Here is a 22,566-nt window from a genome sequence, read left to right as displayed (position 1 = left end):
CATGCTGCAAATCCCATCGTGGAAGCGGATACTGATTCTGGCCGTTTGCCTGTTCGGCATCGTCTCTGCCGCGCCGAACCTCTTCTATGGTCGTGTCGAGGCGCATAACGACGCCATTGCGGCCTCTGAAAAGGCCGGGTTCGAAACCGAAGCCCAGGCAGCGGCGCGCGCCGCCTGGCCCGATTGGCTGCCCTCGGGGCTGGTCAACCTCGGGCTGGATCTGCGCGGCGGTGCGCATCTGCTTGCGGAAGTGCAGCTGGCCGATGTCTACAAGGCACGGATGGATGCGCTCTGGCCAGAATTGCGCAAAGCGCTTGCAGACGAGCGCGCGACCGTTGGTGCCGTGCGCCGCGCGCCCTCTGATCCCGGTGTTCTGCGGGTGCAGATCGGCGAGCCCGCGGCAATGACGCGGGCGCTTGAAATTGCCGCCTCGCTGGCGACGCCGGTGGTTTCGCTGACCGGGATCGGCCAGAACGATCTGGCGATCAGCGCCGAGGGCGACCAGATCGTGGTCACCCTTTCTGAGGCCGAGAAGCTGGCAACCGACAACCGCACCATGCAGCAAAGCCTCGAGATCATCCGCCGCCGGGTTGACGAGGTCGGCACCCGCGAACCGACGATCCAGCGTCAGGGCAGCGACCGGATTCTGATTCAGGTGCCGGGTATCGGCTCCGCCGAAGAGCTGAAGGCGCTGATCGGCACCACCGCGCAGCTTGGCTTTCACCCGGTCATCGCGCGCGGCTCCGCTACCGGCACGGTGCCTGGCATTGGCCAGGTGATCTATCCATCGGTCGAGGAAAAGGGGCTTAACTACACGCTCGATGCGGTGCCGGTTGTCACCGGCGAAGAGCTGACCGACGCGCGCCCCGACTTTGACCAGAACGGGCGGCCTGCGGTTTCGTTCCGCTTCAACCCGGCAGGCGCGCGCAAGTTCGGCGACTACACGGCCGCCAATATCGGCCAGTTGTTCGCCATCGTGCTCGATGCAGAGGTGATTTCGGCTCCGGTGATCCAGAGCCACATTCCTGGCGGCTCGGGCATCATCACCGGCAATTTCACCGTCGAATCCTCGACCAACCTCGCGGTGCTGCTGCGCGCCGGGGCCTTGCCCGCAAAGATGACCTTCCTTGAGGAACGCACCATCGGCCCCGAGCTTGGGCAGGACAGCATCGATGCGGGCTCGATCGCCGCGCTGGTCGGCATGGCGGCAGTGGTGTTCTTCATGATCGCCTCCTACGGCCTCTTCGGGGTCTTCGCGACGGTGGCGCTTGGCATCAACATGGCGCTGATTTTCGGTGTGCTTTCGGCCATTGGCGGCACGCTGACGCTTCCCGGCATTGCCGGAATCGTGCTGACCATCGGCATGGCGGTGGATGCCAACGTGCTGGTATTCGAGCGGATCCGAGAGGAATTGCGCACTGCGCGCGGTCCCGCCCGCGCCATCGAGCTTGGCTATCAAAAGGCGATGTCGGCAATTGTCGATGCCAACATCACTACCTTCATCACCGCAACCATCCTGTTTCTGGCCGGGTCAGGCCCGGTGCGCGGCTTTGCGGTAACGCTGACGGTCGGCATCATCACCTCGGTTTTCACCGCGATTTACGTTACCCGGCTGATGCTGGTGTTCTGGTTCGAACGCCGCCGTCCGAAAACCATCACCGTCTGAGGGGCACATATGGCATTCCGTCTCAAACTCGTCCCCGAACACACCAAATTCGACTTTTTCCGCTGGCAGGCGGGCACGTTCGGGTTTTCGGCGATGCTGGTGCTGGTGTCGGCGCTGCTGATCGCCATCATGGGGCTTAATTTCGGCATCGACTTCCGCGGTGGAACCACGATCCGCACCGAAACGACGACCGCCATCGACGTCGGAGCCTACCGGTCAGCGGTGGCACCGCTGAACCTTGGCGATGTCTCGATCACCGAAGTTTTCGACCCCACTTTCGCCGCCAACAAACATGTGGCGATGATCCGCATCCAGGCCCAGCAAGGTGCCGAAAGCGCCACGCCCGAGCTTGTGACAGGGGTCGAGGCGGCGCTTCGTGCGGTCGATCCGGCGGTGACATTTGCCTCGGTCGAATCGGTCGGGCCAAAGGTTTCGGGCGAACTTATCAAGACGGCGCTTCTGGCGGTGTTCGGGGCCACGGCGGCGATCCTGTTTTACATCTGGCTGCGGTTCGAATGGCAGTATGCGGTGGGGGCGGTTGCCGCACTGGTGCATGACGTGACGGTGACTGTTGGCATTTTTGCGCTGTTTCAGCTCAAGTTCGACCTGTCGATCATCGCGGCGCTGCTGACAATTCTTGGCTATTCGATCAACGACACCGTGGTCGTGTTTGACCGGTTGCGCGAAAACCTGATCAAATACAAGGTCATGCCGCTGCGTGACGTGATGAACATTTCGGTCAACGAAACGCTGAGCCGCACGGTCATGACTTCCGGCACCACGCTGATCGCGCTGATCACGCTTCTGGTGCTTGGCGGCGACGTGATCCGCGGCTTTGTCTTTGCAATGACCTGGGGGGTGGTGGTCGGCACCTATTCCTCGGTCTTTGTCGCCAAGAACATCGTGCTCTACCTCGGCGTCAACCGCGAACCCAAGAAACCCGCCCCGAGCCCCGGGGCGGAGGGCTTCGATGCAGTTCCCTGAGGCCGACTTCGGCGCGGGCCTGCCGATCGACAGTATCGGACCGGGGTTCTTTCGCGTCGAGGGCAAGGTGTTGCACGGTCCGATCCTGATTCATGCCGGTGGCGTTTCAGGCTGGGGCGGGCTTGGCGACGCGGAAGCAATCGCAGCGCTCGCCGGTTCGGTCGATCTGGTCTTCATCGGCACCGGCGCTGGCGTGGCCCCGCTGCCCGCCCCGCTCAAGCATGCTCTGGCGGCGGCGGGCCTGATGTTCGACGCGATGGGCACCGGAGCCGCGGCGCGCAGCTACAACCACATGCTGGTCGAGGGCCGCCGCATCGCCGCGGCGCTTCTGCCGTTGCCCGAGGCGGGCGCATGACCATGGCCCCGCTGATTTCCGTGGTTGATCTGGCGGTGGCGCGCGGCGGTGTGGCGATTCTCGAAGGCGTGCATTTCGCGCTTTCGGCGGGGCGCGCACTGGTGCTGCGCGGCCCGAATGGCTGCGGCAAGACGACGCTGCTGCGCACCATCGCCGGCCTGCAACCGCCGCTCGCGGGGCACATCGAGGCTATGCCCGACAGCATCGCCTATGCCTCGCATGCCGATGGGCTGAAGGCGACGCTGAGTGTCACCGAAAACCTCCGGTTCTGGGCCGCAATCTATGGCCAGCCCAAGCGTGTGGACCCGGCACTTGCGGCGATGAACCTTGACGCCCTCGCGGCGCGCGCCGCCATGAGCCTTTCGGCGGGCCAGAAACGCCGCCTCGGCCTCGCCCGGCTTCTGGTCACCGGTCGCCCCGTCTGGGTGCTCGACGAACCCACGGTGTCGCTCGACGCGGCCTCGGTGGCGCTTTTTGCGGCGGCACTCCGCGCCCATCTGGCCACGGGCGGTGCCGCGCTCATCGCCACCCACATCGACATCGGGCTTGACGAGGCGGCAGTGCTTGACCTGACCCCGCTGAAAGCCCGCGCTCCGGCTGCTGGCGGCGCGGGCGGCGGCTTTGACGAGGCTTTCGCATGACCGGGCGGTGCGCCATTGCAGGCCGGGCAGCGCTCCGCGGGGGATATTTCCACCGAAGCAGACGCGCCTGCTTTAGTCCAAATATCCCCGCCGGAGGCGCAGGCTGCCACGCGCGCCGGAAGGGGACCGCATGATCGCGCTTCTGGTCAGGGACTTGCGGCTGGCGGTGCGGGCGGGCGGCGGTTTTGGCCTGTCGCTGGCGTTCTTTCTGATCGTGACGGTGCTGGTGCCTTTCGGGGTCGGCCCCGAGGGCGGCACGCTGGCGCGAATAGCACCGGGCATTCTCTGGGTCGGCGCGCTGCTTGCCTGCCTGCTGTCGCTCGACCGCATTTTTGCGCTTGATTTCGAAGATGGCTCGCTTGATCTGATCGCGACCGCGCCGATTCCGATGGAGGCGGTGGTGACGATGAAGGCGCTGGCGCATTGGCTGACCACCGGCCTGCCGCTGGTGCTGGCCGCGCCGGTATTCGGGGTGCTGCTGCACCTGCCGGGGCCCGCCTATTTCTGGCTGGTGGTGTCGCTGGCGCTTGGCACGCCGGCGCTTTCGGTGCTCGGGGCTTTTGGCGCGGCGCTGACGGTGGGGCTGAAACGCGGCGGCTTGCTGCTTTCGTTGCTGGTGTTGCCGCTTTATGTGCCGACGTTGATCTTTGGGGCCGAGCTGATCGGGCGCGGTGCCGAGGGCAGTTCCACCGCGACGCCGCTGATGATGCTGGCCGGTATCACCGCCGCAACCGTGGCGCTGGTTCCCTTTGCCGCCGCCGCCGCGATCCGGATCAATCTGCGCTAGAGGTCGGCGGCGGTGACGTGATAGTGAATTGAGCGCGAAGAACAAGAAAGGTAGCCACGCCCCATGTCGATCTGGGAATATGCCAATCCGAAGAAGTTCATGCAAACCTCGGCCTGGGCCTTGCCCTGGTTCACCGGGCTTGCCGTGGTGACGCTGCTGACAGGCCTGATCTGGGGCTTCTTCTTCACGCCCGAGGCCGCGAATTTCGGCACCACGGTGAAGATCATCTACATTCATGTGCCCTCGGCGATGATGGCGATCAATGTCTGGGCGATGATGCTGGTCACTTCGCTGATCTGGCTGATCCGCCGCCACCATGTTTCGGCACTTGCCGCCAAGGCCGCCGCGCCGATCGGGCTGGTGATGACGCTGATTGCGCTTTTTACCGGGGCGATATGGGGGCAGCCGATGTGGGGAACCTGGTGGGAATGGGACCCGCGGCTGACATCGTTCCTGATCCTCGGCCTCTTCTACCTCGGCTATCTCGCGCTCTGGGCGGCAATCGACAACCCCGATACCGCCGCCGATCTGACCGGCGTGCTTTGCCTCGTCGGCTCGGTGTTTGCGCTCCTCAGCCGCTATGCGGTGAATTTCTGGAACCAGGGCCTGCATCAGGCTGCAAGCCTGTCGGTGGATGCTGAGGAGAATGTATCCGATGTCTACTGGTATCCGCTCTTGTTGTGCATGGCGGGGTTTGTGCTCTTGTTCATCGTGCTGGTGCTGATCCGCACCCGCACCGAAGTGCGCTCGCGCCGTTTGCAGGCGCTGGAAGCGCGGGAGAGGCTGGCATGATGCCTGAACTTGGGAAATACGCCGTAACCGTGATGAGCGCCTATGGCGTGACCGTGGTGTTGCTTTTGGCTCTGGTGGTGCAGTCGCTGTGGCGTTCGGCGCGGATCAAGCGCGCACTGGACGCGCAGGAAAAACGCATGGGTGCCCGCAATGGCTAGAATCTCGCCGCTGATGCTGGCACCGCCGCTGCTGTTCGCGGCTCTGGCGGGAATGTTTGTCTGGGGCATGGGGCGCGACAACCCGCGCGAGCTTCCCTCGGCGCTGATCGGCCAGCAGGCCCCCGCGCTGGTGGTGACGGCGCTGGCCGACCTGCCACCGCTCAGCAGCGATGTGCTGACCGACGGCACGGTGAAGCTGGTGAACTTCTGGGCAAGCTGGTGCGCGCCCTGCCGGATCGAGCATCCGATCATTACCCAGCTTACCGCCGAGGGGATACCGGTTTACGGCGTCAACTACAAAGACGATCCGGCAGCGGCACTGAAGTTTCTGTCCGAACTGGGCAACCCCTACACCGCGATCGGGGCCGATCTGACCGGCCGCGACACGGCGGTGAACTGGGGCGTTTACGGGGTGCCGGAAACCTTCGTGATCGACGGGCAGGGGCAGGTGCTTTACCGCTTTGCCGGGGCGCTGACCCCGAACGTGGTTGAAGCGCGCATCCGGCGGCATTTTGCGGCAAACTGAGGCGCGCGCATCCGGCCGCCGCGAAAACCAAAGGCCCCGGATCGCTCCGGGGCCTTGGTCATTCTGGCCAGGGCCTCACGCCTTGGCGAGGTTGCGCAGCACATAGTGCAGCACGCCGCCATTCTCGAGGTATTCGATTTCAACCTCGGTATCGATCCGGCTCTTGATCTGGATGGTCTTTACCCGCCCGTCGCCGTAGCGGATGGTGCAGGGCACCAGCGACAGCGGCGCGATCTTGCCTTCCAGCCCTTCGATCGTCACCTCTTCGTCGCCCTTGAGGCCAAGGCTCTTGCGGTTTTCGCCGCCAGTGAATTCGAATGGCACAACGCCCATGCCGATCAGGTTGGAACGGTGGATGCGCTCGAAGCTTTCCGCAATGACCGCCTTGACGCCGAGGAGGTTGGTGCCCTTGGCTGCCCAGTCGCGGCTGGAGCCCGCGCCGTATTCGATGCCACCAAAGATGACGAGCGGCCTGCCTGCCTCCCTGTAGGCCATCGCGGCGTCATAGATCGAGGCCTGTTGCCCATCCGGCCCCAGCGTGTAGCCGCCCTCGACGCCGCTCAGCATCTCGTTCTTGATGCGGATATTGGCGAAAGTGCCGCGCATCATCACCTCGTGGTTGCCGCGACGTGAGCCGTAGCTGTTGAAGTCGGCCACCGCCACCTGCCGCTCGGTCAGGTACTTGCCCGCCGGGGTGGAGGCCTTGAACGATCCGGCCGGGCTGATGTGGTCGGTGGTGATCATGTCGCCGAGAATCGCCAGCACCCGCGCGCCGCGAATGTTGGAAATGGTGCCTGCGTTCTTCGCCATGCCGCGGAAGTAGGGCGGGTTCTGAATGTAGGTCGAGGCGGCCGGCCAATCGTAGGTTTCCGAATCGGTCACCTCGACGCCTTGCCACTTGGCATCGCCCTTGAACACATCGGCGTATTTCTTGAGGAACGCCGCACGCGTCACGGTCTGCTCGACCAGGTCGGCGATTTCCTTGTTGGTCGGCCAGATGTCGCGCAGATAAACCGGCTTGCCGTCTTTCGAGGTGCCCAAGGGCTCGCTGGTCAGGTCGATGTTCATGTCGCCCGCCAGCGCATAGGCCACCACCAGCGGCGGGCTGGCGAGGTAGTTGGCGCGCACATCCGGGCTGATGCGGCCTTCAAAGTTGCGGTTGCCGGAAAGCACGGCGGCGGCCACCAGATCGCCCTCGGCAATTGCTGCCGAAATCTCGGGTTGCAGCGGGCCAGAGTTGCCGATGCAGGTGGTGCAGCCGTAGCCGACAAGGTTGAACCCGATCGCGTCGAGGTCTTCTTGCAGGCCAGCGGCATTGAGGTATTCGCTGACCACCTGACTTCCGGGTGCCAGCGAGGTTTTCACCCAGGGCTTGCGGGTCAGCCCCAGCGCGCGCGCCTTGCGCGCCACCAGCCCCGCGCCGATCAGCACATAGGGGTTCGAGGTGTTGGTGCAGGAAGTGATTGAAGCGATCACCACCGAACCATCGCGCAGCTTGTAGCTTTCGCCCGCAACCGACGCCGATTTGCGCGCGTCGAACGTGGTGGTGTGGTTCGGGCCTTCCGATGCCATGTCCTTGGCGGCTTCGCTGCCGTCAACGCCACGATATTCGCGCACCACCTTGTAAAAGCCCTGCGCGGCTTCGGTCAGCGGTGTGTAGTCTTGCGGGCGCTTGGGGCCCGAGATCGCGGGCACGATCTCGCCCATGTCGAGTTCCAGCGTCGAGGTGTAGATCGGCGAATAATCGGCACCGCGCCACATGCCGTTTTCCTTGGCATAGGCCTCGACCAGCGCAATGCGCGCCTCGTCGCGGCCGGTCTGGCGCAGGTAGCGCAGGGTTTCGCCGTCCACCGGGAAAAAGCCGCAGGTGGCACCATATTCGGGGGCCATGTTGGCGATCGTGGCACGGTCGGCCAGCGGCAGATGGTCGAGCCCCTCGCCATAGAATTCGACAAACTTGCCGACAACACCATGTTTGCGCAGCATCTGCACGACCTTGAGCACGAGGTCGGTGGCGGTGGTGCCTTCGACCATTGCGCCGGTCAGCTTGAAGCCCACGACCTCGGGGATCAACATCGAAACCGGCTGGCCAAGCATCGCCGCCTCGGCCTCGATGCCGCCCACGCCCCAGCCAAGTACCGCCAGACCGTTGACCATGGTGGTGTGGCTGTCGGTGCCCACCAGCGTATCGGGGTAGGCGACTTCAGCGCCCGACTGGTCCGTGTCGGTCCAGACCGTCTGTGCCAGATATTCGAGGTTCACCTGATGGCAGATGCCGGTGCCCGGCGGCACCACGCGGAAATTGTCAAACGCCTTCTGGCCCCATTTCAGGAACACATAGCGCTCCATGTTACGCTCGTATTCGCGGTCAACGTTCATCTGGAAGGCGCGCGGATTGCCGAATTCGTCGATCATCACCGAATGGTCGATCACCAGATCGCAGGGCACCAGCGGGTTGATCTTTTTGGCGTCGCCGCCAAGCGCCTTGATACCGTCGCGCATCGCTGCAAGGTCAACCACCGCCGGAACACCGGTGAAATCCTGCATCAGCACCCGTGCCGGGCGGTAGGCGATTTCGCGCGGGTTCTTGCCGCCCTTGGCACCCCATTCGGCAAATGCCTTGATGTCATCGACCGAAACCGTGAAGCCGCCATCCTCGAAGCGCAGCATGTTTTCCAGCACCACCTTGAGGCTGGCGGGCAGGCGCGAGAACGCGCCAAGGCCCGCAGCTTCGGCCGCCGGGATCGAGTAATAGGCGAAGGTCTTGCCGCCGACTTGCAAGGTCCGGCGGGTCTTGGCGGTGTCTTTTCCGGCGACGATGGTCATGAAGCGGCCTCCCGAGGCGCGAGGGTGGGGGTGTTGGCAGGCTTTTGCAGCATCCGGCCCGTGCAATCAAGGGGCCGTGCGTCTTTTGTATACCATTGTGCACCAAAATGGAAGCCCAGGCCACGCCTCCGCCCCGGTCGCAAAACCTTGATTGGCAAAGCCCCGTCCTGAGGCTTAGGAAAGACCCGAAGCCGGGAGCGGAATGAGCATGAAACAGGCAGTGATCGGGGCGGGCGTCGCCGTCTGGCTTGCGCTGGCAGGGCAGGCCCTCGCGCAGGCGCAAGCAGACGCGCCCCGCCAAGTGGTGGTCGAACTTTTCACTTCGCAGGGGTGTTCTTCCTGCCCGCCCGCCGATGCGCTCTTGCGCGAAATTGCTGCCGATCCGCGGGTTCTGGCGCTGTCGCTGCATGTCGATTACTGGGATTATCTCGGATGGGTCGATGATCTTGCCCAGCCTGCCTTTACCATGCGGCAAAAGGCCTATGCCTACGCCGCAGGGGCGCGCGCCATCTATACGCCGCAACTGATCGTGGCAGGAATGTCAGCGATGAACGGTGCCGACCGCGGCGAGGTTCTGGCGAGCCTCGCGGCGCATTCGGCCGCACCCGCGCAGGTGCATCTGTGGGTCAGCCATGGCCCCGGCGGTTGGCTGATCGAGGCGCTGGCCGAACCCCCGCTGAGCGAAGGCACGGTAGTGCAGATTGTGCGCTATCGCCCGGAAATCGTTGTCTCCATTGCGCGCGGGGAAAACGCCGGGCGGCAGGCGACTTATGCCAATGTGGTAACTGACTGGGTAACGGTGGCCGAATGGGACGGGCACGCGCCGCTCCAGCTCGAAGCGCTCGTTTCCGGGCCGGACCGGGCTGCGGTGATCGTGCAATCGCTGCGCAAGAGCGGCAAGTATTCCACCCTTCCGGGCCCGATTCTCGCCGCTGCCCGCCTCGACTGAGTGCCGCCCCTCAATCGCCTTTCGCGGGCCAGCGCCGGGTGATCCAGAACCATTGCCCGATATGCGCGCGCACCTGCGCCTCAAGACTGTCGTTGACCGCCTGGGTCATGGCTTCGGGCGTGCCGCGCGGAATCGGGGCCTCGATGACCAGCTCGAAACTCAGCCCGTCGGGCTGGCGCACGCCGTAGAATGGCAAGAGCAGCGCGTCGTATTTCAGCGCCATCTCGGCCGCCGAGGTTGCAGTATACGCCGTATGCCCCATGAATTTCAGCGCCGCAGCCCCCCATTTGTGCTGGTCGATCAGCATGCCGACCATGCCGCCCGCGCGCACATGCTGCAACATCTCCGCCAGCCCCCGGCGCCCGCGTGGAAAGATCGGCCCGCTGATCGCGGTGATCGCGGCGCGGTAATGCGTGTCGAAATGGGCATTGGGAAACGGCCGGTAAAGCGCGCCAACCGGCTGGCCGCGCGCGCCAAGCCAGGATCGCAGCACGTCGTAATTGCCAAAGTGGCCCGAGACAAACACCACCGGGCGGCCCGCGCGCTGCGCCGCCTCAAGCGCCGCGAAACCGGCACCGCTGGTGGGCGATTTTGCCGCACGCGCCTTGAACTCTGCCCCCGAATAGGTCTCGATCAGGGTGCGTCCGATATTGTCGCAGACGGCCCGCGTCAGGCGGCGCACCTCGGCCTCGGGCATCTCCGGGTGCACCAGTGCCAGATTGGCGCGCACCCGGGCGCCGTAGCCCGCAAGCGGCCCGACGAAATGCGCCACCACCCAGCCGAAAAACCGCACCCGCGCAGGGTAGGGCAGCGCCATCGCGACAGCCACCAGAATGCGGAAGAAAAGGTTGGTCAACTTGTCGCGCAAGGTTCCTCCGGGCGGGCATCGGGGCAGACTTAGGCCGCCCCGCCGCAGATCACAAGCGCCGCGGTGGCGCTTCGGCGGCGGCCTCGGTTCCAGCCGAAGTTTCGGCCGCGTCCAGCCGCCAGCGCTTGTGCGCCCAGAGCCATTGCCCCGGGTTTGCCCGCACCCGCGCCTCGAGGCTGTCGCTCAAGGCCTGCATCATCGCCTCGGGTGAGGCATGCGTAATCGGGGCCTCGGTCACAAGGTCAAAGTGTAGCCCGTCGGCGCGGCGCAGCGCGTAGATCGGCACTACCAGCGCATTGTACTTCAGCGCCAGTTCGGCCACCGACAGGGTGGTGAGGGTCGGGCGGCCAAAGAAGCGCAGCACCACGCCGCTTGGCGGGTGCTGATCGAAAAGCACGCCCAGCACCCCGCCGCCGCGCAAAAACCGGATCATCGCGCCAAGGCCCTCGCGCCCGCGCGCAAAAAGCGGCGTGGCAATGCCCGACATGGCGCGCACATAATGCACGTTGACCCAGGGGTTGTTGGCAGGCCGATAAAGCGCGCCAATGCGCAGGCCCGAATTGGCCAGCGCCCCGCGAAAGGCATCGTAATTGCCGATATGGCCTGAAACCAGCAGCGTCGGTCGCCCTGCCGCCAGCGCGTCGCGCAGCGCCTGCATCCCCGGCCCGCTTGGTACTTGCCCGCCCAGATGCGCGAGAAACTCGGCCCCGGAGTAGGATTCGATCACCGCCCGGCCCGCATTGTCGAGCGAGGCGCGCGCCAGCCGCCGCCGCTCCGGCTCAGGCAATTCGGGCAGCGCCAATGCAAGGCTTGCCCTCGCCCGGCGGCTGTAGCCCGCCAGCGGCCCGACAACCCGCGCCATCAGCCAGCCCGCCAGCGGCACCCGCCAGCGGTAGGGCAGGGCCAGCATGCTGCCGACAAAGCCGCGCGCGATCAGGTTGATCAGCCAGTTCGCAACTGTCCTGCCCCGCCTTCCGCCCGCCATTATCGCCCCGATCCCGCCCTGCCACGCGCCTGCTGCGCCTCACGGTGCCAGACATAAAGCCCCGCCGCAACGATCACAACTGCGCCAAGCACCGACCAGCGATCGGGCAACTGGCCGAAAAAGGCAAAGCCCCAGATGCCTGAAAACACCAGCCCCACATAGCCAAATGGCGCAAGCGCGCTCGCCTCGGCGGTGGTGAAAGCGCGGATCAGCAAGCCCTGCGCCACGGTGCCAAGAAGCCCCATTGCCGCGAAAAGCCATAAATCACCTGCCGCCACCGGCTGCCAGACAAAGGGCAGGGCGAGTGAGCTGAGCGCAGTGCCGATGAAGGCCGACCAGAGCATCGAGGTGGCAACACTGTCGGCGCGCACGACGCGGGTGAGCAGCGCCCCCGCCGCATAGGTGAAGGCTGCGGCAAGCGCCAGAAGCGCCGCCGGGTGCATCACACCGGCACCGGGGCGCAAAATGATCATCGCCCCGCAAAACGCCACCGCGATGCCTGCCAGCCGCCGCACCCCGAACCTTTCGCCCAGAAACAGCGCCGCCCCGAGGGTGATGAGCACCGGGTTGATATCGGTCAGCGCCGCCGCCTCGGCCAGACCGATATAGCGGATCGAGAGAAAGAACAGCGTCACGGTTGCGACCTGCGTCAGCCCGCGCAAAAGCTGCAACCCCGGCTGGCGGCTTTTCGCCAGCACCGGCAACCGCGCCCGGAACACCAGCGCCAGAAGCGCCGCATTGACCGCGAACCGCGCCCAAACCACCAGCCCGGTGTGGTAGCGCGTGCCAAGCGTCTTTGCCGCCGCATCCATCAGCGTGAACAGCAAGACCGCCAGCAACAAGAGCGCGATGCCTTTGGTCTGCGGCCCCATCCCGGCAAGGGGCAGGGCGGCGCGCGGCTTGCCCGATCCGGCCCCGGGCTGCGTTTTGCTCACAAAAGCGCCTGCACCTTTGCCGCGACCGCCTCGGCGGTAATGCCGAACTCGGCATAAAGCCGCTCGGCCGGTGCCGAAGCCCCAAAGCCCTCCATGCCGACGAAACCGGCCTTGCCATCGCGGCCGCGCTCGCCCAGAAGCCAGCGGTCCCAGGGCTGGCGCGCCGCCGCCTCGACCGCCACCCGCACCGCGCCCGCAGGCAGCACCTTGCGGCGGTAGCCCGCATCTTGCGCCGCAAAGAGCTCCATGCAGGGCATCGAAACCACACGGGTGCCGATGGCCTTCGCTTGCAGAATGTCGCGCGCCCTGAGCGCAATCTCGACCTCGGAGCCGGTCGCCATGATGATCGCCTGCCGCTTGCCCGCCGCTTCCGCCAGCACATAGGCACCGCGCGCGGTCAGGTTCTGCGCGCTGTGGCTGGTGCGCAAGGTCGGCAGGTTCTGCCGCGAAAGCGCCAGCACCGAGGGGGTTCTGGTGCTGGTCAGCGCCAGTTCCCAGGCTTCGGCGGTTTCCACCACATCGGCGGGGCGGAATGTGTGGGTATTGGGCGTGGCGCGGCAAATGGCCAGGTGCTCGACCGGCTGATGCGTGGGGCCGTCTTCGCCAAGGCCGATGCTGTCATGCGTCATCACATAGGTGACCGGCAGCCCCATCAGTGCCGAAAGCCGCATGGCACCGCGGGCGTAATCGACAAAGCACAGAAAGGTGCCACCGTAGGGGCGCACGCCGCCGTGCAGCCACATGCCGTTCAGCGCCGCCGCCATGCCGTGTTCGCGGATGCCGAAATAGACATAGCGGCCCTTGCGGTTTTCGGCGGTGAATACGCCCAGATCGGCGGTTCGGGTGAGGTTCGATCCGGTCAGATCGGCGGAGCCGCCGATGGTTTCGGGCATCACCGGGTTCACCACCGCCAGCACCATTTCGCTCGCCTTGCGGGTGGCAACCTTCGGTGCCTTGGCGCTGGCGTCTTTCTTGAAGGCGCGGATCGCGGCGGCGAGTTTCCTTGGCGGTTCGCCAGACATCTGGCGGACGAATTCGGCGCGTTTGCCGGGTGCGGCGGCGGCAAGGCGCGCTTCCCAGGCGGCGCGGTCTGCCGCGCCACGCGCCCCGATCGCCTCCCATTCGGCCTTGATCGCGGCGGGAATGACAAAGGGACCATGCGGCCAGCCGTAAATCGCCTTGGTCGCGGCAATTTCCTCGGCACCAAGGGGGGAGCCGTGCGCGCCGGAACTGTCGGCCTTTTTCGGCGAGCCAAAGCCGATGATCGTCTTGCAATCGACGAGGACCGGGCCATTGGCCTGCTTGGCCGCGCTCAGCGCGCGGTCGATGTCATCGGGGTCGTGGCCGTCGCAGTGCAGCACCGTCCAGCCCGAGGCGGCAAAGCGCGCGCGCTGGTCGGTCCGGTCCGAAAGCGAAACCCGCCCGTCAATGGTGATGTCGTTATTGTCCCAAAGCAGGATCAGCTTGCTCAGCCGCTGCATTCCGGCAAGGCCGATCGCCTCCTGGCTGATACCCTCCATCAGGCAGCCGTCGCCCGAGATGACCCAGGTGCGGTGGTCAACCAGCTTGGCCCCGAACCGCGCCTGCATCGACTGCTCTGCCATGGCAAAACCGACAGCGGTGGCAAGGCCTTGCCCAAGCGGCCCGGTGGTGGTTTCCACCCCCTCGGCATGGCCATATTCCGGGTGGCCTGCGGTGATCGCGCCCAACTGTCGGAAATTCTTCACCTGCTCCAGCGTCATCTGCCGGTACCCGGTCAGGTGCAGCAGCGCATAGAGGAGCGCCGACCCGTGCCCGGCGGAAAGAATGAAGCGGTCGCGGTCGGCCCAGTGCGGGGCCGCGGCATCAAACTTCAGGTGCCGCTGAAACAGCACGGTCGCCACATCGGCCATGCCCATCGGCATGCCGGGGTGTCCCGAATTGGCGGCCTGCACGGCATCCATCGCAAGTGCCCTGATGGCAGTGGCAAGCGACCAGTGATGCGCGTGGCTGGCGCGAAGCGAGGCGATATCCAAGACGGTGACCTTTCGGCTGGGGGTGGCAAGCGTGGCTCCCTGATAACAGGCCTCGGCGCAAGATCAAGCACGCCGCCCAAGCCCTTGATCGAAAAGGGGGGGTCACCGGGGCGCAGTTTGGGTTAAGATTGCCGTGCAGAGCCACCTTGGGCCGATTCGGCAAAAGGCGGCCAGCACCCGGCAACCGCACCACCGGAGGCGGCAGATGAGCGACATGACCGACCACGAACGCCGCATCAGCGCAGCCCTTGCCCGCATCGGTGCCGGGTTGGAGCGGCTGGGGCAGCGGGCGGCCCCAGCCGCCGCCTCCGAGGCAGATGACGCGCTGCGTGAGGCGCTGGAGACCGAGCGCGCCGCCAACGCGCAGCTTTCAGAGCGGGTGCGCGCAATCCGTGAAAAGCAGGAAACCACGCTTGGCGCGCTTGAGCGCAAGCTTGCGGCGGCAAAGACCGAAATCGAGCAGAACCTGCGCGATCTGGTGTGGATGAAGCGCGCCAACGCCGACCTTTCCGCCGCAAACCGCGCCCTTGCCGACGCCGCCGAGGCGGGGCTTGCCGACCCGCAGCTTGTCAATCGGGCGATGCAGGCGGAACTGGCCGCGCTGCGCGCCGAACGTGCTGCGGAAGTGGCGGAGCTTGACGATATTCTCGCCGGCCTCGCGCCGCTGGTGGAAGCCACAGAGCAGATGGAGGCCGGGCATGCCTGAGGTTCGCATCGAAATCGGCGGCCGCAGTTTCGAGGTTGCCTGCCAGGACGGCGAAGAACATTTCCTGCATTCGGCGGCGGCGCTTCTTGGGGCCGAGGCCGAAGTTCTGCAGGCCCAGATGGGCCGCCTGCCGGAGGCGCGGATGCTGCTGATGGCCGGGCTGATGCTCGCCGACAAGACCGCGGGTTATGACGACCAGCTGCGCGAGGCGCAGGAGCGCGCCGAGGCTGCCGAGGCGGCGCTGGCGGAAGCCTTGGCCAGCCCGCTGCGGGTGGAAGTGCCGGTCATCCCGGAAATTGTCACCGATACCTTTGCCGAGATCGCCGCGCAGACCGAAGCGCTGGCCGACCGGATTGACGAGATGACCGCCTGACCCTTAGCCGATCTCGGCCAGCCGCAGCGCGAGGATCTGGTGCACGAGCGCATCTGGCAGCGGCTGCTCCGGGGTGAACAGAACCCCGCTTTTCGAGGTCTTGAAGCCCGCGCGCTCTGGCGCGGGCAGGCGCGCAAGATAGCGCTCCGGTGTATCGGCCGCGTCGTTCACTTGGCCTCTGCCATCTTGAAACCGGCCTCGATCTGATCGGCGGGCAGCACCGGGTATTCGCCGGTAAAACAGGCATCGCAATATTGTGGCCGCGCGACATCGCGGCCGCCGGTTTCACCCACCGCGCGATATAGCCCGTCGAGCGAGACAAAGCGCAGGCTGTCAACGCCGATCCAGACCCGCATCTGCTCTTCGGTCATGTTGGCGGCCAGCAGCTTGCTGCGCTCGGGCGTATCGACACCGTAAAAGCAGGGCCAGCGGGTGGGCGGCGAGGCGATGCGAAAATGCACCTCGGCGGCACCCGCATCCAGGATCATGTCCTTGATCTTGCGGCTGGTGGTGCCGCGCACCACCGAATCATCAACCAGAACCACCCGCTTGCCCTTGACCAGCGCGCGGTTGACATTGAGCTTGAGCCGCACCCCCATGTTGCGGATGCTCTCGGTCGGCTCGATGAAGGTGCGCCCCATGTATTGATTGCGGATGATCCCCATGCCGTAGGGAATGCCGGATTCATGCGCGAAGCCGATCGCCGCGGGGGTGCCACTGTCGGGCACCGGGCAGACCAGATCGGCATCAACCGGTGCCTCGCGCGCCAGTTCCACCCCGATCTGGCGGCGGGTTTCATAGACCGAACGGCCGCCGATGATTGAATCGGGGCGGCTGAAATAGACGTGCTCGAAAATGCAGAAACGGCTTTGCGGCACCCCGAAGGGCCGCGTGCTTTCGATCTTGCCTTTCGAGATCACCACCATCTCGCCCGGTTCGATCTCGCGCAGGAACTCCGCGCCGATGATGTCCAGCCCGCAGGTTTCCGATGAAAGCACATAGCCATCTTCGCCCAAGCGCCCGAGCACCAGCGGGCGCACCCCAAGCGCATCACGCACGCCGATAAGCTTGGTGCGGGTCATCGCGACAATGGAAAATGCACCCTCGACGCGGCGCAAGGCATCCTTGATGCGCTCCGATAGCGTGCGCTGGATCGAGCGCGCCATCAGATGGATGATGCATTCGCTGTCGGACGAGGACTGGAAGATGGAACCGCGTTCGATCAGCTCGCGGCGCAGGGCGGTGGCGTTGGTCAGGTTGCCGTTATGCGCAATGGCGCAGCCGCCCATCGAGAATTCACCAAAAAACGGCTGCACGTCGCGGATCGCCGTGCTGCCTTTCGACCCGGCGGTGGAATAGCGCACATGGCCGATCGCCAGATCGCCCGGCAGCGTTTCCATCAGGCTCGCCTTGGTGAAACTGTCGCGCACATAGCCGAACCGGCGGGCAGAGTTGAAGCCGCTTACCGGGTCGTAAGAAACGATGCCCCCCGCCTCCTGGCCGCGATGCTGCAAGGCGTGCATCCCGAGGGCGACGAAGTTAGCCGCCTCCGCCACCCCGATCACCCCGAATACCCCGCATTCCTCGTGCAATCTGTCGGCGTCGAATGGGTGGCGGGGCTGGCGCTGCATGAAGGGTCCGAATCCGTTTTGGCTGTGCGGTTCGTTTAGAGCCAAACGGCGGGGCTGTCACGCCCTCGCGTCGCTACAATCCGGGCCGCGCGGCGATACCTCGGGCGCGATCTCAGTTGACCGGTGCCGGGCAGGCCGCAACCAGCGCCTCGAAACGCTGCACCACCCAGCCGGGGGCGTCTGTCGGCATCTCGGAATCAAGGCTCGCCTGCACCGAGGCGAATATCTGTGCCGAGCGCGAATCATCCACCACCGGGAAGGTACGGTCCACCACCACCCGGTCAAAAACCACGAAAGCCACCGCCACCAGCACCACGCCGCGCGCCACCCCGAACAGGAAGCCAAGGCCCTGATCGATGCCGCCAAGCGCCGAGCGCTGCACCACCGAGGCGAAAAGCGGCGTGATGATCGAGAACACGATCAGCGCCAGCGCGAAAACCGTGGCAAAGCCGCCAATTGTCGCGAGCTCGCAGCTGTCGCCAAGGAACTTGTCGATCACCGGCACCTGCGCAATCAGCGGTCGCGCCGCCGGGGCGAACATGTAGGCAAGCACCGCCGCCGCAATCCAGCCCGCAATGGCAAGGCCCTCGCGCACCAGACCGCGGCTATAGGCAAGGATCGCCGACAGAAGGATGATGACGGCCACAATGGCGTCGATGAAAGTGAAGCCGTCCATGTTATCCCTTCCAACGCGGGGCTTAGCCCGCCCCGAACATCTCGCCCACGAAAGTCACCAGATCGGGCAGTTTGCGCAAGCGCATTCCTTCGCCCGGTTCGGCCTTGGTCCGCTCCGGCGCAACAGCCTGTGAAAAACCAAGTTTTTGCGCTTCTTTCAACCTGTTTTCCGCTTGCCCGACCGGCCGCAGCGCCCCCGACAGGCTGATTTCGCCGAAAATCACCATATCCGCTGGCAAAGCCACATCTTCGCGCGCGCTCAAAAGCGCCGCGGCAAGTGCCAGATCAGCGGCAGGCTCGATCACCCGCATGCCACCGGCGACGTTGAGGAACACGTCAAGCCCGGTGAAGGGAATGGCGCAGCGGCTTTCAAGCACCGCCAGAATCGTCGAAACCCGCCCCGGATCAAGCCCGACTACGGTGCGCCGCGGGGTCGCAAGAGTCGAGGGGGCCACCAGCGCCTGGATCTCGGTCAGCACCGGGCGCGATCCCTCGATCCCGGCGAATACCGCCGACCCCGGTGCCGACTGGCCGCGCTCTGAAAGGAACAGCGCCGAGGGGTTGGGCACCTCGGCCAGCCCGGCACCGGTCATCTCGAACACGCCGATTTCGTCGGCCGGTCCGAAACGGTTCTTCACCGCCCGCAGAATGCGGAACTGGTGCCCGCGCTCGCCCTCGAAATAAAGCACGGTATCGACCATATGCTCGACCACCCGCGGCCCGGCAATCTGGCCTTCCTTGGTCACATGCCCGACCAGAATGACCGATGTGCCGCGCTTCTTGGCAAAGCTCACCAATTCGTGGCAGGCAGAGCGCACCTGGCTTACCGAGCCGGGGGCGGCATCGACCATGTCGGCCCAAAGCGTCTGGATCGAATCGATCACCGCGAGATCGGGGCGCTCGGCATCAAGCGTGGTCAGGATGTCGCGCAGGCTGGTCTCGGCACCAAGCCGCAACGGCGCATCGCTCAGCCCCAGCCGCGATGCACGCATGCGGACCTGCGCCGGGGCCTCTTCGCCAGAGATGTAAAGACAGCCAAGCCCGCGCCGCGCGAAACTCGCCGCCACCTGCAGCAGCAACGTCGATTTTCCGATCCCCGGATCCCCGGCCAGAAGGATCGCCGAGGCGGGCACCAACCCGCCGCCCAGCACCCGGTCGAACTCTTCCATCCCCGAGCCGGCCCGCGGCGGCGGTGCCTCTTCGGTTGCAAGCGAGCTCAGGGCTATCCGCCGCCCGCGCGCGCCGCCGAGCGTGCGCGACCCCGGCCCGGAGGCAAGCGGCGCGTCTTCGACCAGGGTGTTCCAGCCGCCGCAGGCATCGCACCGCCCGGCCCATTTGGGGTGTACCGCACCGCATTGCGAACAGCTGAAAGAGGCTGGGGACTTGGCCATGCGCCCTTCCTGCCCGAAACGCCCCGGCGCGACAAGAGCGGGGGGCCCGCCCCCCGCACCCCCGGGGATATTTCCGCTGAAGCATCCATAAAAACGCCCCGTCTCGGGCGGCCTTGACCGGGGAAACGGGGCGTCCTGCTTCAGGCGGTCATCGGCGTCCCCGCCTGTACCGCAGCAGCAGCATGCCCGGCCTTTGGTTAATGCCCGCTAAATCCGGCCTGCTTCAGTCGAAATATCTCCGCCGGAGGCAGACCGCGTCAGCGGTCTTTCGCGCCGAAATGCGAAAGCGCGAGACTGGCCAGAATGCAGCCGGTGAAGAAATAAAGCCCCCAGGCGGTTTCGACGCGGCCCAGACCGACCCCTTTCGCCAGCACGATGTAGAGCGCCATCAGGAAGATGTCGGCCATGGCAAGCCGCCCGAGCCCGCGCAGCACCGGCATCAGCCGCGGCGAGGCAAGATCGAATTGCACCAGCGCCAGACCCAGTGTTTTCACATAGGGCGCGAACAGCGCAAGGAAGGTCACCAGAAGAGCCAATGCCACGTCTTTTTGCCAGAGCGCCTGCAGCCCGGAGATTACCGAAATGGCGTCAAGGTCGAAGAACGGCAGCAGACCCGCGCGCAGGAGCGGTGCGAACCATGAAACCGGGAACAGCACCAGCAGTGCAAGGTTGAGCCAGCGCGAGCCCCGCATCAGCGCACCGCCGCGATCGGGCCCTGCCCGAGACCATGAATGAACTGATGCACGTAAGGGTCGGGCGTTGCGTCCATTTCCGCGACAGAGCCGGCCCAGCGTATGGTGCCTTCATGGAGCATGGCAACGGTGTCGGCGACCGCACGCACGGTGCGCATGTCATGCGTGATGGTCATTGCCGTTGCCCCCATTTCAACCACGATCTCGCGGATCAGCTCGTTGATGACCCCGGCCATGATCGGGTCGAGCCCGGTGGTGGGTTCGTCGAAAAAGATGATTTCCGGCTCGGCGGCGATGGCACGGGCAAGGCCGACGCGCTTTTGCATGCCGCCGGAAAGTTCGGCGGGGTAAAGCTCTGCCACCTCTGGCCCAAGCCCGACACGGCGGAGTTTTTCGATCGCCACGGCGCGCGCCGCGTCGCGCGGCCGCTTCATCGCCCCGCGCAGCAGGCGAAAGGCAACATTCTGCCAGACCGGCAGGCTGTCAAAAAGCGCGCCTCCCTGAAACAGCATTCCGAAGCGGGCCAGAAACGCCTCGCGCGCTGCTCTTCTTGCATCTTCCCCCGCGACGCGGATCAGGCCCGCCTCGGGGCGCTCGAGCCCGAGAATGCATTTCAGCAGCACCGATTTGCCGGTGCCAGAGCCACCGATGATCACCATCGAGGTGCCGCGCGTAACCCGCAGATCGACCCCGCGCAGCACCCGGTTGGTGCCGAAAGCCTTGTGCACGCCCAAAAGCTCGATCATGCCGAGAAGAATACCTCCGTCAGCAGGTAGTTGGCGGCGAGGATCAGCACCGAGGCACCGACCACCGCCGATTTGGTCGCGGCACCCACGCCCATCGCGCCGCGGCCCGAATGCATGCCGTGGTAGCAGCCCATCACCGCCACGATGAAGCCGAAGACCGCGCCCTTGATCAGGCCCGAGCCGACATCCCAGGCCTCGAGAAACTCGGCGGTGTTGCGCAGGTAGGTGGCCGAGTTGAAACCGAGCCGGTTCACCCCCACCAGCCAGCCGCCCATGATGCCGATGCTGTCGCCCACCGCGACCAGCACCGGCACCGTCAGCGTGGCCGCGGCGACGCGGGGAACCGCGAGGTATTTCAGCGGGTTGGTTGAAAGCGTCACCAGCGCGTCGATCTGCTCCGTCACTTTCATCGTGCCCAGTTCGGCGGCGATCGAGGAGGCGACGCGTGCCGCCACCATCAGCCCGCCGAGCACCGGCCCAAGCTCGCGGGTCATGCCGATGGCGACGATCGAGGGCACCACGCTTTCGGCATTGAACCGCGCGCCGCCGGCATAGATCTGCAGCGCCAGTGCCGCCCCGGTGAACAGCGCGGTCAGCCCGACCACCGGCAGGCTGAGCCAGCCGATCTGCAACACCGCAAGCAGGAACTCGCGCCCGTAAAACGGTGGGCGCAGCGCGTGGCTTACGGTATCTGCGGCAAAAAGCGCAACCCGCCCGGTGGCGGCAACCGCGCCAAGCACGCCGCGCCCGAGCCGCGCGAGCTGGCGGGTCAGGTTCACCCAGCGCCCCCGATGTAGTGGCGCGCGTAGCGGGGGCCGAGCGCGGTGAGAACCTCATAGCCGATGGTGCCCGCCGCGCTGGCCAGCGCCTCGATGCCCTGTTCGGCGCAAAGGATGTCGAGAGCCTCGGGCACCTCGCGCAGATGGGTCACATCGACGGTGATGAGGTCCATCGAGACCCGTCCGACAAGCGGGCAGGGGGTGCCATCGGCCCAAAGCGTGCCCTTGCCCGAAAGCGTGCGCATGAGACCGTCGGCATAGCCCGCGGCGACCGTGGCAATGCGGCTGTCCTCGTCGGCACGCCAGGTGCAGCCATAGCCCACGGTTTCGCCCGCCAGAACCTCGCGGACCTGCACCACCGGCAGCGAAAGCCGTACCACCGGGCGTGCAGCGGCAAAGGGCGCGCCGCCGTAAAGGCCAATACCGGGCCGGGTCAAATCGAAGCAATAGTCGCGCCCGAGCAGGACGCCACCGGTTGCCGCCAGCGAGCGCGGAACCGCCGTGCCATCCGTCAGCCGGTGAAATTCGGTCAGTTGCGCGGCATTGGCCGGGTGCTCCGGTTCGTCAGCACAGGCAAGGTGGCTTAGAAACAGCCGTGGCGCGGCACCAAGCACGATCGGCGCGACCGCGGCCCATTCGCCCGCCTCCATGCCAAGCCGGTTCATGCCGGTATCAAGCTGCACCCCGAAAGGCGCGCCCGGCAGTGCCTCGAAATGCCGTGTCACCTGATCGAGCGAATTGAGCATCGGGGTCAGGCCAAGCTCGCCGATCGTTTCGGTGTCGCCCGCCATATGGCCGGAGAGCACGAATATATCGACTGCCTCGCCAAGCGTCTGGCGCAGCGCTGCACCTTCTTCTGCCAGCGCCACGAAGAACCGCCGCACTCCCGCCCGCGCCAGCGCCGGCGCGACGCGGCCGGCACCAAGCCCGTAGGCATCGGCCTTGACCACTGCCGCGGTTTCGCAGGCCGGCCCGGAAGCCGCATCAAGCGCCCGCCAGTTGGCAAGCACCGCGTCAAGATCGATCTGGAGAATGGCACTGGACATGGTGGTTCGTTGTGACAGCCGGATCGTCAAGGTCAAGCGG

General features: G+C 65.7%; 24 protein-coding genes. 11 read left to right on the top strand and 13 right to left on the bottom strand.

The annotated features are described in order from the left end of the window. The first annotated feature begins 1 nt into the window (after position 1). The 8 genes from secD (at position 2) to Q8J98_RS05320 (ending at position 5,909) form a co-directional block, all read left to right on the top strand. A complete protein-coding gene (gene secD / locus Q8J98_RS05355; RefSeq protein WP_305293467.1) occupies positions 2-1,666 on the top strand; it encodes a protein translocase subunit SecD in 1,665 nt (554 codons plus the stop codon). A gap of 9 nt (positions 1,667-1,675) precedes the next feature. After that, positions 1,676-2,650 carry a protein translocase subunit SecF gene (gene secF / locus Q8J98_RS05350; protein WP_305293466.1) on the top strand — a complete coding sequence of 325 codons (975 nt, stop codon included), beginning with the start codon at positions 1,676-1,678 and terminating at the stop codon, positions 2,648-2,650. Continuing rightward, positions 2,637-3,005: an Mth938-like domain-containing protein gene (locus Q8J98_RS05345; protein ID WP_305293465.1), complete on the top strand. Its 369-nt coding sequence runs from the start codon at positions 2,637-2,639 to the stop codon at positions 3,003-3,005. Before secF ends, Q8J98_RS05345 begins: the two co-directional genes overlap by 14 nt. Then, positions 3,002-3,646 (top strand): heme ABC exporter ATP-binding protein CcmA, encoded by a 645-nt coding sequence (gene ccmA / locus Q8J98_RS05340; RefSeq protein WP_305293464.1) that lies wholly within the window; start codon positions 3,002-3,004, stop codon positions 3,644-3,646. Before Q8J98_RS05345 ends, ccmA begins: the two co-directional genes overlap by 4 nt. A gap of 130 nt (positions 3,647-3,776) precedes the next feature. After that, positions 3,777-4,433, top strand: a complete 657-nt coding sequence (gene ccmB, locus Q8J98_RS05335) for a heme exporter protein CcmB (protein ID WP_305293463.1) — start codon at positions 3,777-3,779, stop codon at positions 4,431-4,433. A 63-nt stretch (positions 4,434-4,496) separates the two neighbouring features. Then, positions 4,497-5,225: a heme ABC transporter permease gene (locus Q8J98_RS05330; RefSeq protein WP_305183183.1), complete on the top strand. Its 729-nt coding sequence runs from the start codon at positions 4,497-4,499 to the stop codon at positions 5,223-5,225. After that, the gene (gene ccmD / locus Q8J98_RS05325) at positions 5,222-5,383 is read left to right on the top strand and encodes a heme exporter protein CcmD (RefSeq protein WP_305183184.1); all 162 of its coding nucleotides are present in this window, start codon (positions 5,222-5,224) and stop codon (positions 5,381-5,383) included. Before Q8J98_RS05330 ends, ccmD begins: the two co-directional genes overlap by 4 nt. Beyond that, positions 5,376-5,909, top strand: coding sequence for a DsbE family thiol:disulfide interchange protein (locus Q8J98_RS05320; protein WP_305293462.1), 534 nt, complete (start codon positions 5,376-5,378; stop codon positions 5,907-5,909). Before ccmD ends, Q8J98_RS05320 begins: the two co-directional genes overlap by 8 nt. Before the next feature lie 75 nt (positions 5,910-5,984). On the opposite strand, the gene acnA is transcribed toward Q8J98_RS05320, so the two are convergent. After that, on the bottom strand, positions 5,985-8,735 hold the full coding sequence (acnA, locus tag Q8J98_RS05315; RefSeq protein WP_305293461.1) for an aconitate hydratase AcnA: 2,751 nt from the start codon (positions 8,733-8,735) through the stop codon (positions 5,985-5,987). Between the two features lie 208 nt (positions 8,736-8,943). Here acnA and Q8J98_RS05310 point away from each other — a divergent pair, with 208 nt between their 5' ends. Further along, the gene (locus Q8J98_RS05310; RefSeq protein WP_370868065.1) at positions 8,944-9,684 is read left to right on the top strand and encodes a DUF1223 domain-containing protein; all 741 of its coding nucleotides are present in this window, start codon (positions 8,944-8,946) and stop codon (positions 9,682-9,684) included. Positions 9,685-9,694: 10 nt separating this feature from the next. On the opposite strand, the gene Q8J98_RS05305 is transcribed toward Q8J98_RS05310, so the two are convergent. The 4 genes from Q8J98_RS05305 to tkt are packed head-to-tail and all read right to left on the bottom strand — an operon-like array spanning position 9,695 to position 14,487. After that, entirely contained in the window at positions 9,695-10,552 is an 858-nt protein-coding gene (locus tag Q8J98_RS05305) for a lysophospholipid acyltransferase family protein (protein ID WP_305293459.1), read from the bottom strand. Positions 10,553-10,601: 49 nt separating this feature from the next. Further along, complete coding sequence (locus Q8J98_RS05300) at positions 10,602-11,537, bottom strand: lysophospholipid acyltransferase family protein (protein ID WP_305293458.1); 936 nt, start codon at positions 11,535-11,537, stop codon at positions 10,602-10,604. After that, positions 11,537-12,472: a DMT family transporter gene (locus Q8J98_RS05295; protein WP_305293457.1), complete on the bottom strand. Its 936-nt coding sequence runs from the start codon at positions 12,470-12,472 to the stop codon at positions 11,537-11,539. The genes Q8J98_RS05300 and Q8J98_RS05295 overlap by 1 nt, the downstream gene beginning before the upstream one ends. Continuing rightward, a complete protein-coding gene (gene tkt, locus Q8J98_RS05290; protein WP_305293456.1) occupies positions 12,469-14,487 on the bottom strand; it encodes a transketolase in 2,019 nt (672 codons plus the stop codon). Before tkt ends, Q8J98_RS05295 begins: the two co-directional genes overlap by 4 nt. A gap of 205 nt (positions 14,488-14,692) precedes the next feature. Here tkt and Q8J98_RS05285 point away from each other — a divergent pair, with 205 nt between their 5' ends. Further along, positions 14,693-15,193, top strand: coding sequence for a hypothetical protein (locus tag Q8J98_RS05285; protein WP_305293455.1), 501 nt, complete (start codon positions 14,693-14,695; stop codon positions 15,191-15,193). Further along, positions 15,186-15,566 (top strand): cell division protein ZapA, encoded by a 381-nt coding sequence (locus Q8J98_RS05280; RefSeq protein ID WP_305293454.1) that lies wholly within the window; start codon positions 15,186-15,188, stop codon positions 15,564-15,566. Before Q8J98_RS05285 ends, Q8J98_RS05280 begins: the two co-directional genes overlap by 8 nt. 3 nt (positions 15,567-15,569) lie before the next feature. Here Q8J98_RS05280 and Q8J98_RS05275 read toward each other — a convergent pair whose 3' ends face one another. From Q8J98_RS05275 to alr, 8 genes are all read right to left on the bottom strand, one after another. Next, positions 15,570-15,737, bottom strand: a complete 168-nt coding sequence (locus tag Q8J98_RS05275) for a hypothetical protein (RefSeq protein ID WP_305183194.1) — start codon at positions 15,735-15,737, stop codon at positions 15,570-15,572. Beyond that, a complete protein-coding gene (gene purF, locus Q8J98_RS05270; RefSeq protein WP_305293453.1) occupies positions 15,734-17,197 on the bottom strand; it encodes an amidophosphoribosyltransferase in 1,464 nt (487 codons plus the stop codon). Before purF ends, Q8J98_RS05275 begins: the two co-directional genes overlap by 4 nt. A gap of 112 nt (positions 17,198-17,309) precedes the next feature. Beyond that, on the bottom strand, positions 17,310-17,873 hold the full coding sequence (locus Q8J98_RS05265) for a CvpA family protein (protein WP_305293452.1): 564 nt from the start codon (positions 17,871-17,873) through the stop codon (positions 17,310-17,312). Positions 17,874-17,895: 22 nt separating this feature from the next. Then, positions 17,896-19,263: a DNA repair protein RadA gene (gene radA / locus Q8J98_RS05260; protein WP_305293451.1), complete on the bottom strand. Its 1,368-nt coding sequence runs from the start codon at positions 19,261-19,263 to the stop codon at positions 17,896-17,898. A 257-nt stretch (positions 19,264-19,520) separates the two neighbouring features. Further along, the gene (locus Q8J98_RS05255; RefSeq protein ID WP_370867968.1) at positions 19,521-19,955 is read right to left on the bottom strand and encodes a paraquat-inducible protein A; all 435 of its coding nucleotides are present in this window, start codon (positions 19,953-19,955) and stop codon (positions 19,521-19,523) included. Continuing rightward, positions 19,955-20,701 (bottom strand): ABC transporter ATP-binding protein, encoded by a 747-nt coding sequence (locus tag Q8J98_RS05250; protein WP_305183198.1) that lies wholly within the window; start codon positions 20,699-20,701, stop codon positions 19,955-19,957. The genes Q8J98_RS05255 and Q8J98_RS05250 overlap by 1 nt, the downstream gene beginning before the upstream one ends. Continuing rightward, a complete protein-coding gene (locus Q8J98_RS05245; RefSeq protein ID WP_370868062.1) occupies positions 20,698-21,480 on the bottom strand; it encodes an MlaE family ABC transporter permease in 783 nt (260 codons plus the stop codon). The genes Q8J98_RS05250 and Q8J98_RS05245 overlap by 4 nt, the downstream gene beginning before the upstream one ends. Further along, entirely contained in the window at positions 21,477-22,526 is a 1,050-nt protein-coding gene (gene alr / locus Q8J98_RS05240) for an alanine racemase (RefSeq protein WP_305293450.1), read from the bottom strand. Before alr ends, Q8J98_RS05245 begins: the two co-directional genes overlap by 4 nt. Positions 22,527-22,566 lie beyond the last annotated feature (40 nt).

Source organism: Phaeovulum sp., from assembly GCF_030684035.1.
Taxonomy (GTDB): Bacteria; Pseudomonadota; Alphaproteobacteria; order Rhodobacterales; family Rhodobacteraceae; genus UBA6213.
Note: the sequence above shows the minus strand (reverse complement) of the source record. Positions and strands in the feature narration are given on the sequence as shown.

Bases quoted from the DNA above. Each gene is read 5' to 3' on its own strand.
- secD (WP_305293467.1), top strand. From the start codon at position 2: ATGCTGCAAATCCCATCGTGGAAGCGGATACTGATTCTGGCCGTTTGC.
- secF (WP_305293466.1), top strand. From the start codon at position 1,676: ATGGCATTCCGTCTCAAACTCGTCCCCGAACACACCAAATTCGACTTT.
- Q8J98_RS05345 (WP_305293465.1), top strand. From the start codon at position 2,637: ATGCAGTTCCCTGAGGCCGACTTCGGCGCGGGCCTGCCGATCGACAGT.
- ccmA (WP_305293464.1), top strand. From the start codon at position 3,002: ATGACCATGGCCCCGCTGATTTCCGTGGTTGATCTGGCGGTGGCGCGC.
- ccmB (WP_305293463.1), top strand. From the start codon at position 3,777: ATGATCGCGCTTCTGGTCAGGGACTTGCGGCTGGCGGTGCGGGCGGGC.
- Q8J98_RS05330 (WP_305183183.1), top strand. From the start codon at position 4,497: ATGTCGATCTGGGAATATGCCAATCCGAAGAAGTTCATGCAAACCTCG.
- ccmD (WP_305183184.1), top strand. From the start codon at position 5,222: ATGATGCCTGAACTTGGGAAATACGCCGTAACCGTGATGAGCGCCTAT.
- Q8J98_RS05320 (WP_305293462.1), top strand. From the start codon at position 5,376: ATGGCTAGAATCTCGCCGCTGATGCTGGCACCGCCGCTGCTGTTCGCG.
- acnA (WP_305293461.1), bottom strand. From the start codon at position 8,735: ATGACCATCGTCGCCGGAAAAGACACCGCCAAGACCCGCCGGACCTTG.
- Q8J98_RS05310 (WP_370868065.1), top strand. From the start codon at position 8,944: ATGAAACAGGCAGTGATCGGGGCGGGCGTCGCCGTCTGGCTTGCGCTG.
- Q8J98_RS05300 (WP_305293458.1), bottom strand. From the start codon at position 11,537: ATGGCGGGCGGAAGGCGGGGCAGGACAGTTGCGAACTGGCTGATCAAC.
- Q8J98_RS05285 (WP_305293455.1), top strand. From the start codon at position 14,693: ATGAGCGACATGACCGACCACGAACGCCGCATCAGCGCAGCCCTTGCC.
- Q8J98_RS05280 (WP_305293454.1), top strand. From the start codon at position 15,186: ATGCCTGAGGTTCGCATCGAAATCGGCGGCCGCAGTTTCGAGGTTGCC.
- purF (WP_305293453.1), bottom strand. From the start codon at position 17,197: ATGCAGCGCCAGCCCCGCCACCCATTCGACGCCGACAGATTGCACGAG.
- Q8J98_RS05265 (WP_305293452.1), bottom strand. From the start codon at position 17,873: ATGGACGGCTTCACTTTCATCGACGCCATTGTGGCCGTCATCATCCTT.
- radA (WP_305293451.1), bottom strand. From the start codon at position 19,263: ATGGCCAAGTCCCCAGCCTCTTTCAGCTGTTCGCAATGCGGTGCGGTA.
- Q8J98_RS05255 (WP_370867968.1), bottom strand. From the start codon at position 19,955: ATGCGGGGCTCGCGCTGGCTCAACCTTGCACTGCTGGTGCTGTTCCCG.
- Q8J98_RS05250 (WP_305183198.1), bottom strand. From the start codon at position 20,701: ATGATCGAGCTTTTGGGCGTGCACAAGGCTTTCGGCACCAACCGGGTG.
- alr (WP_305293450.1), bottom strand. From the start codon at position 22,526: ATGTCCAGTGCCATTCTCCAGATCGATCTTGACGCGGTGCTTGCCAAC.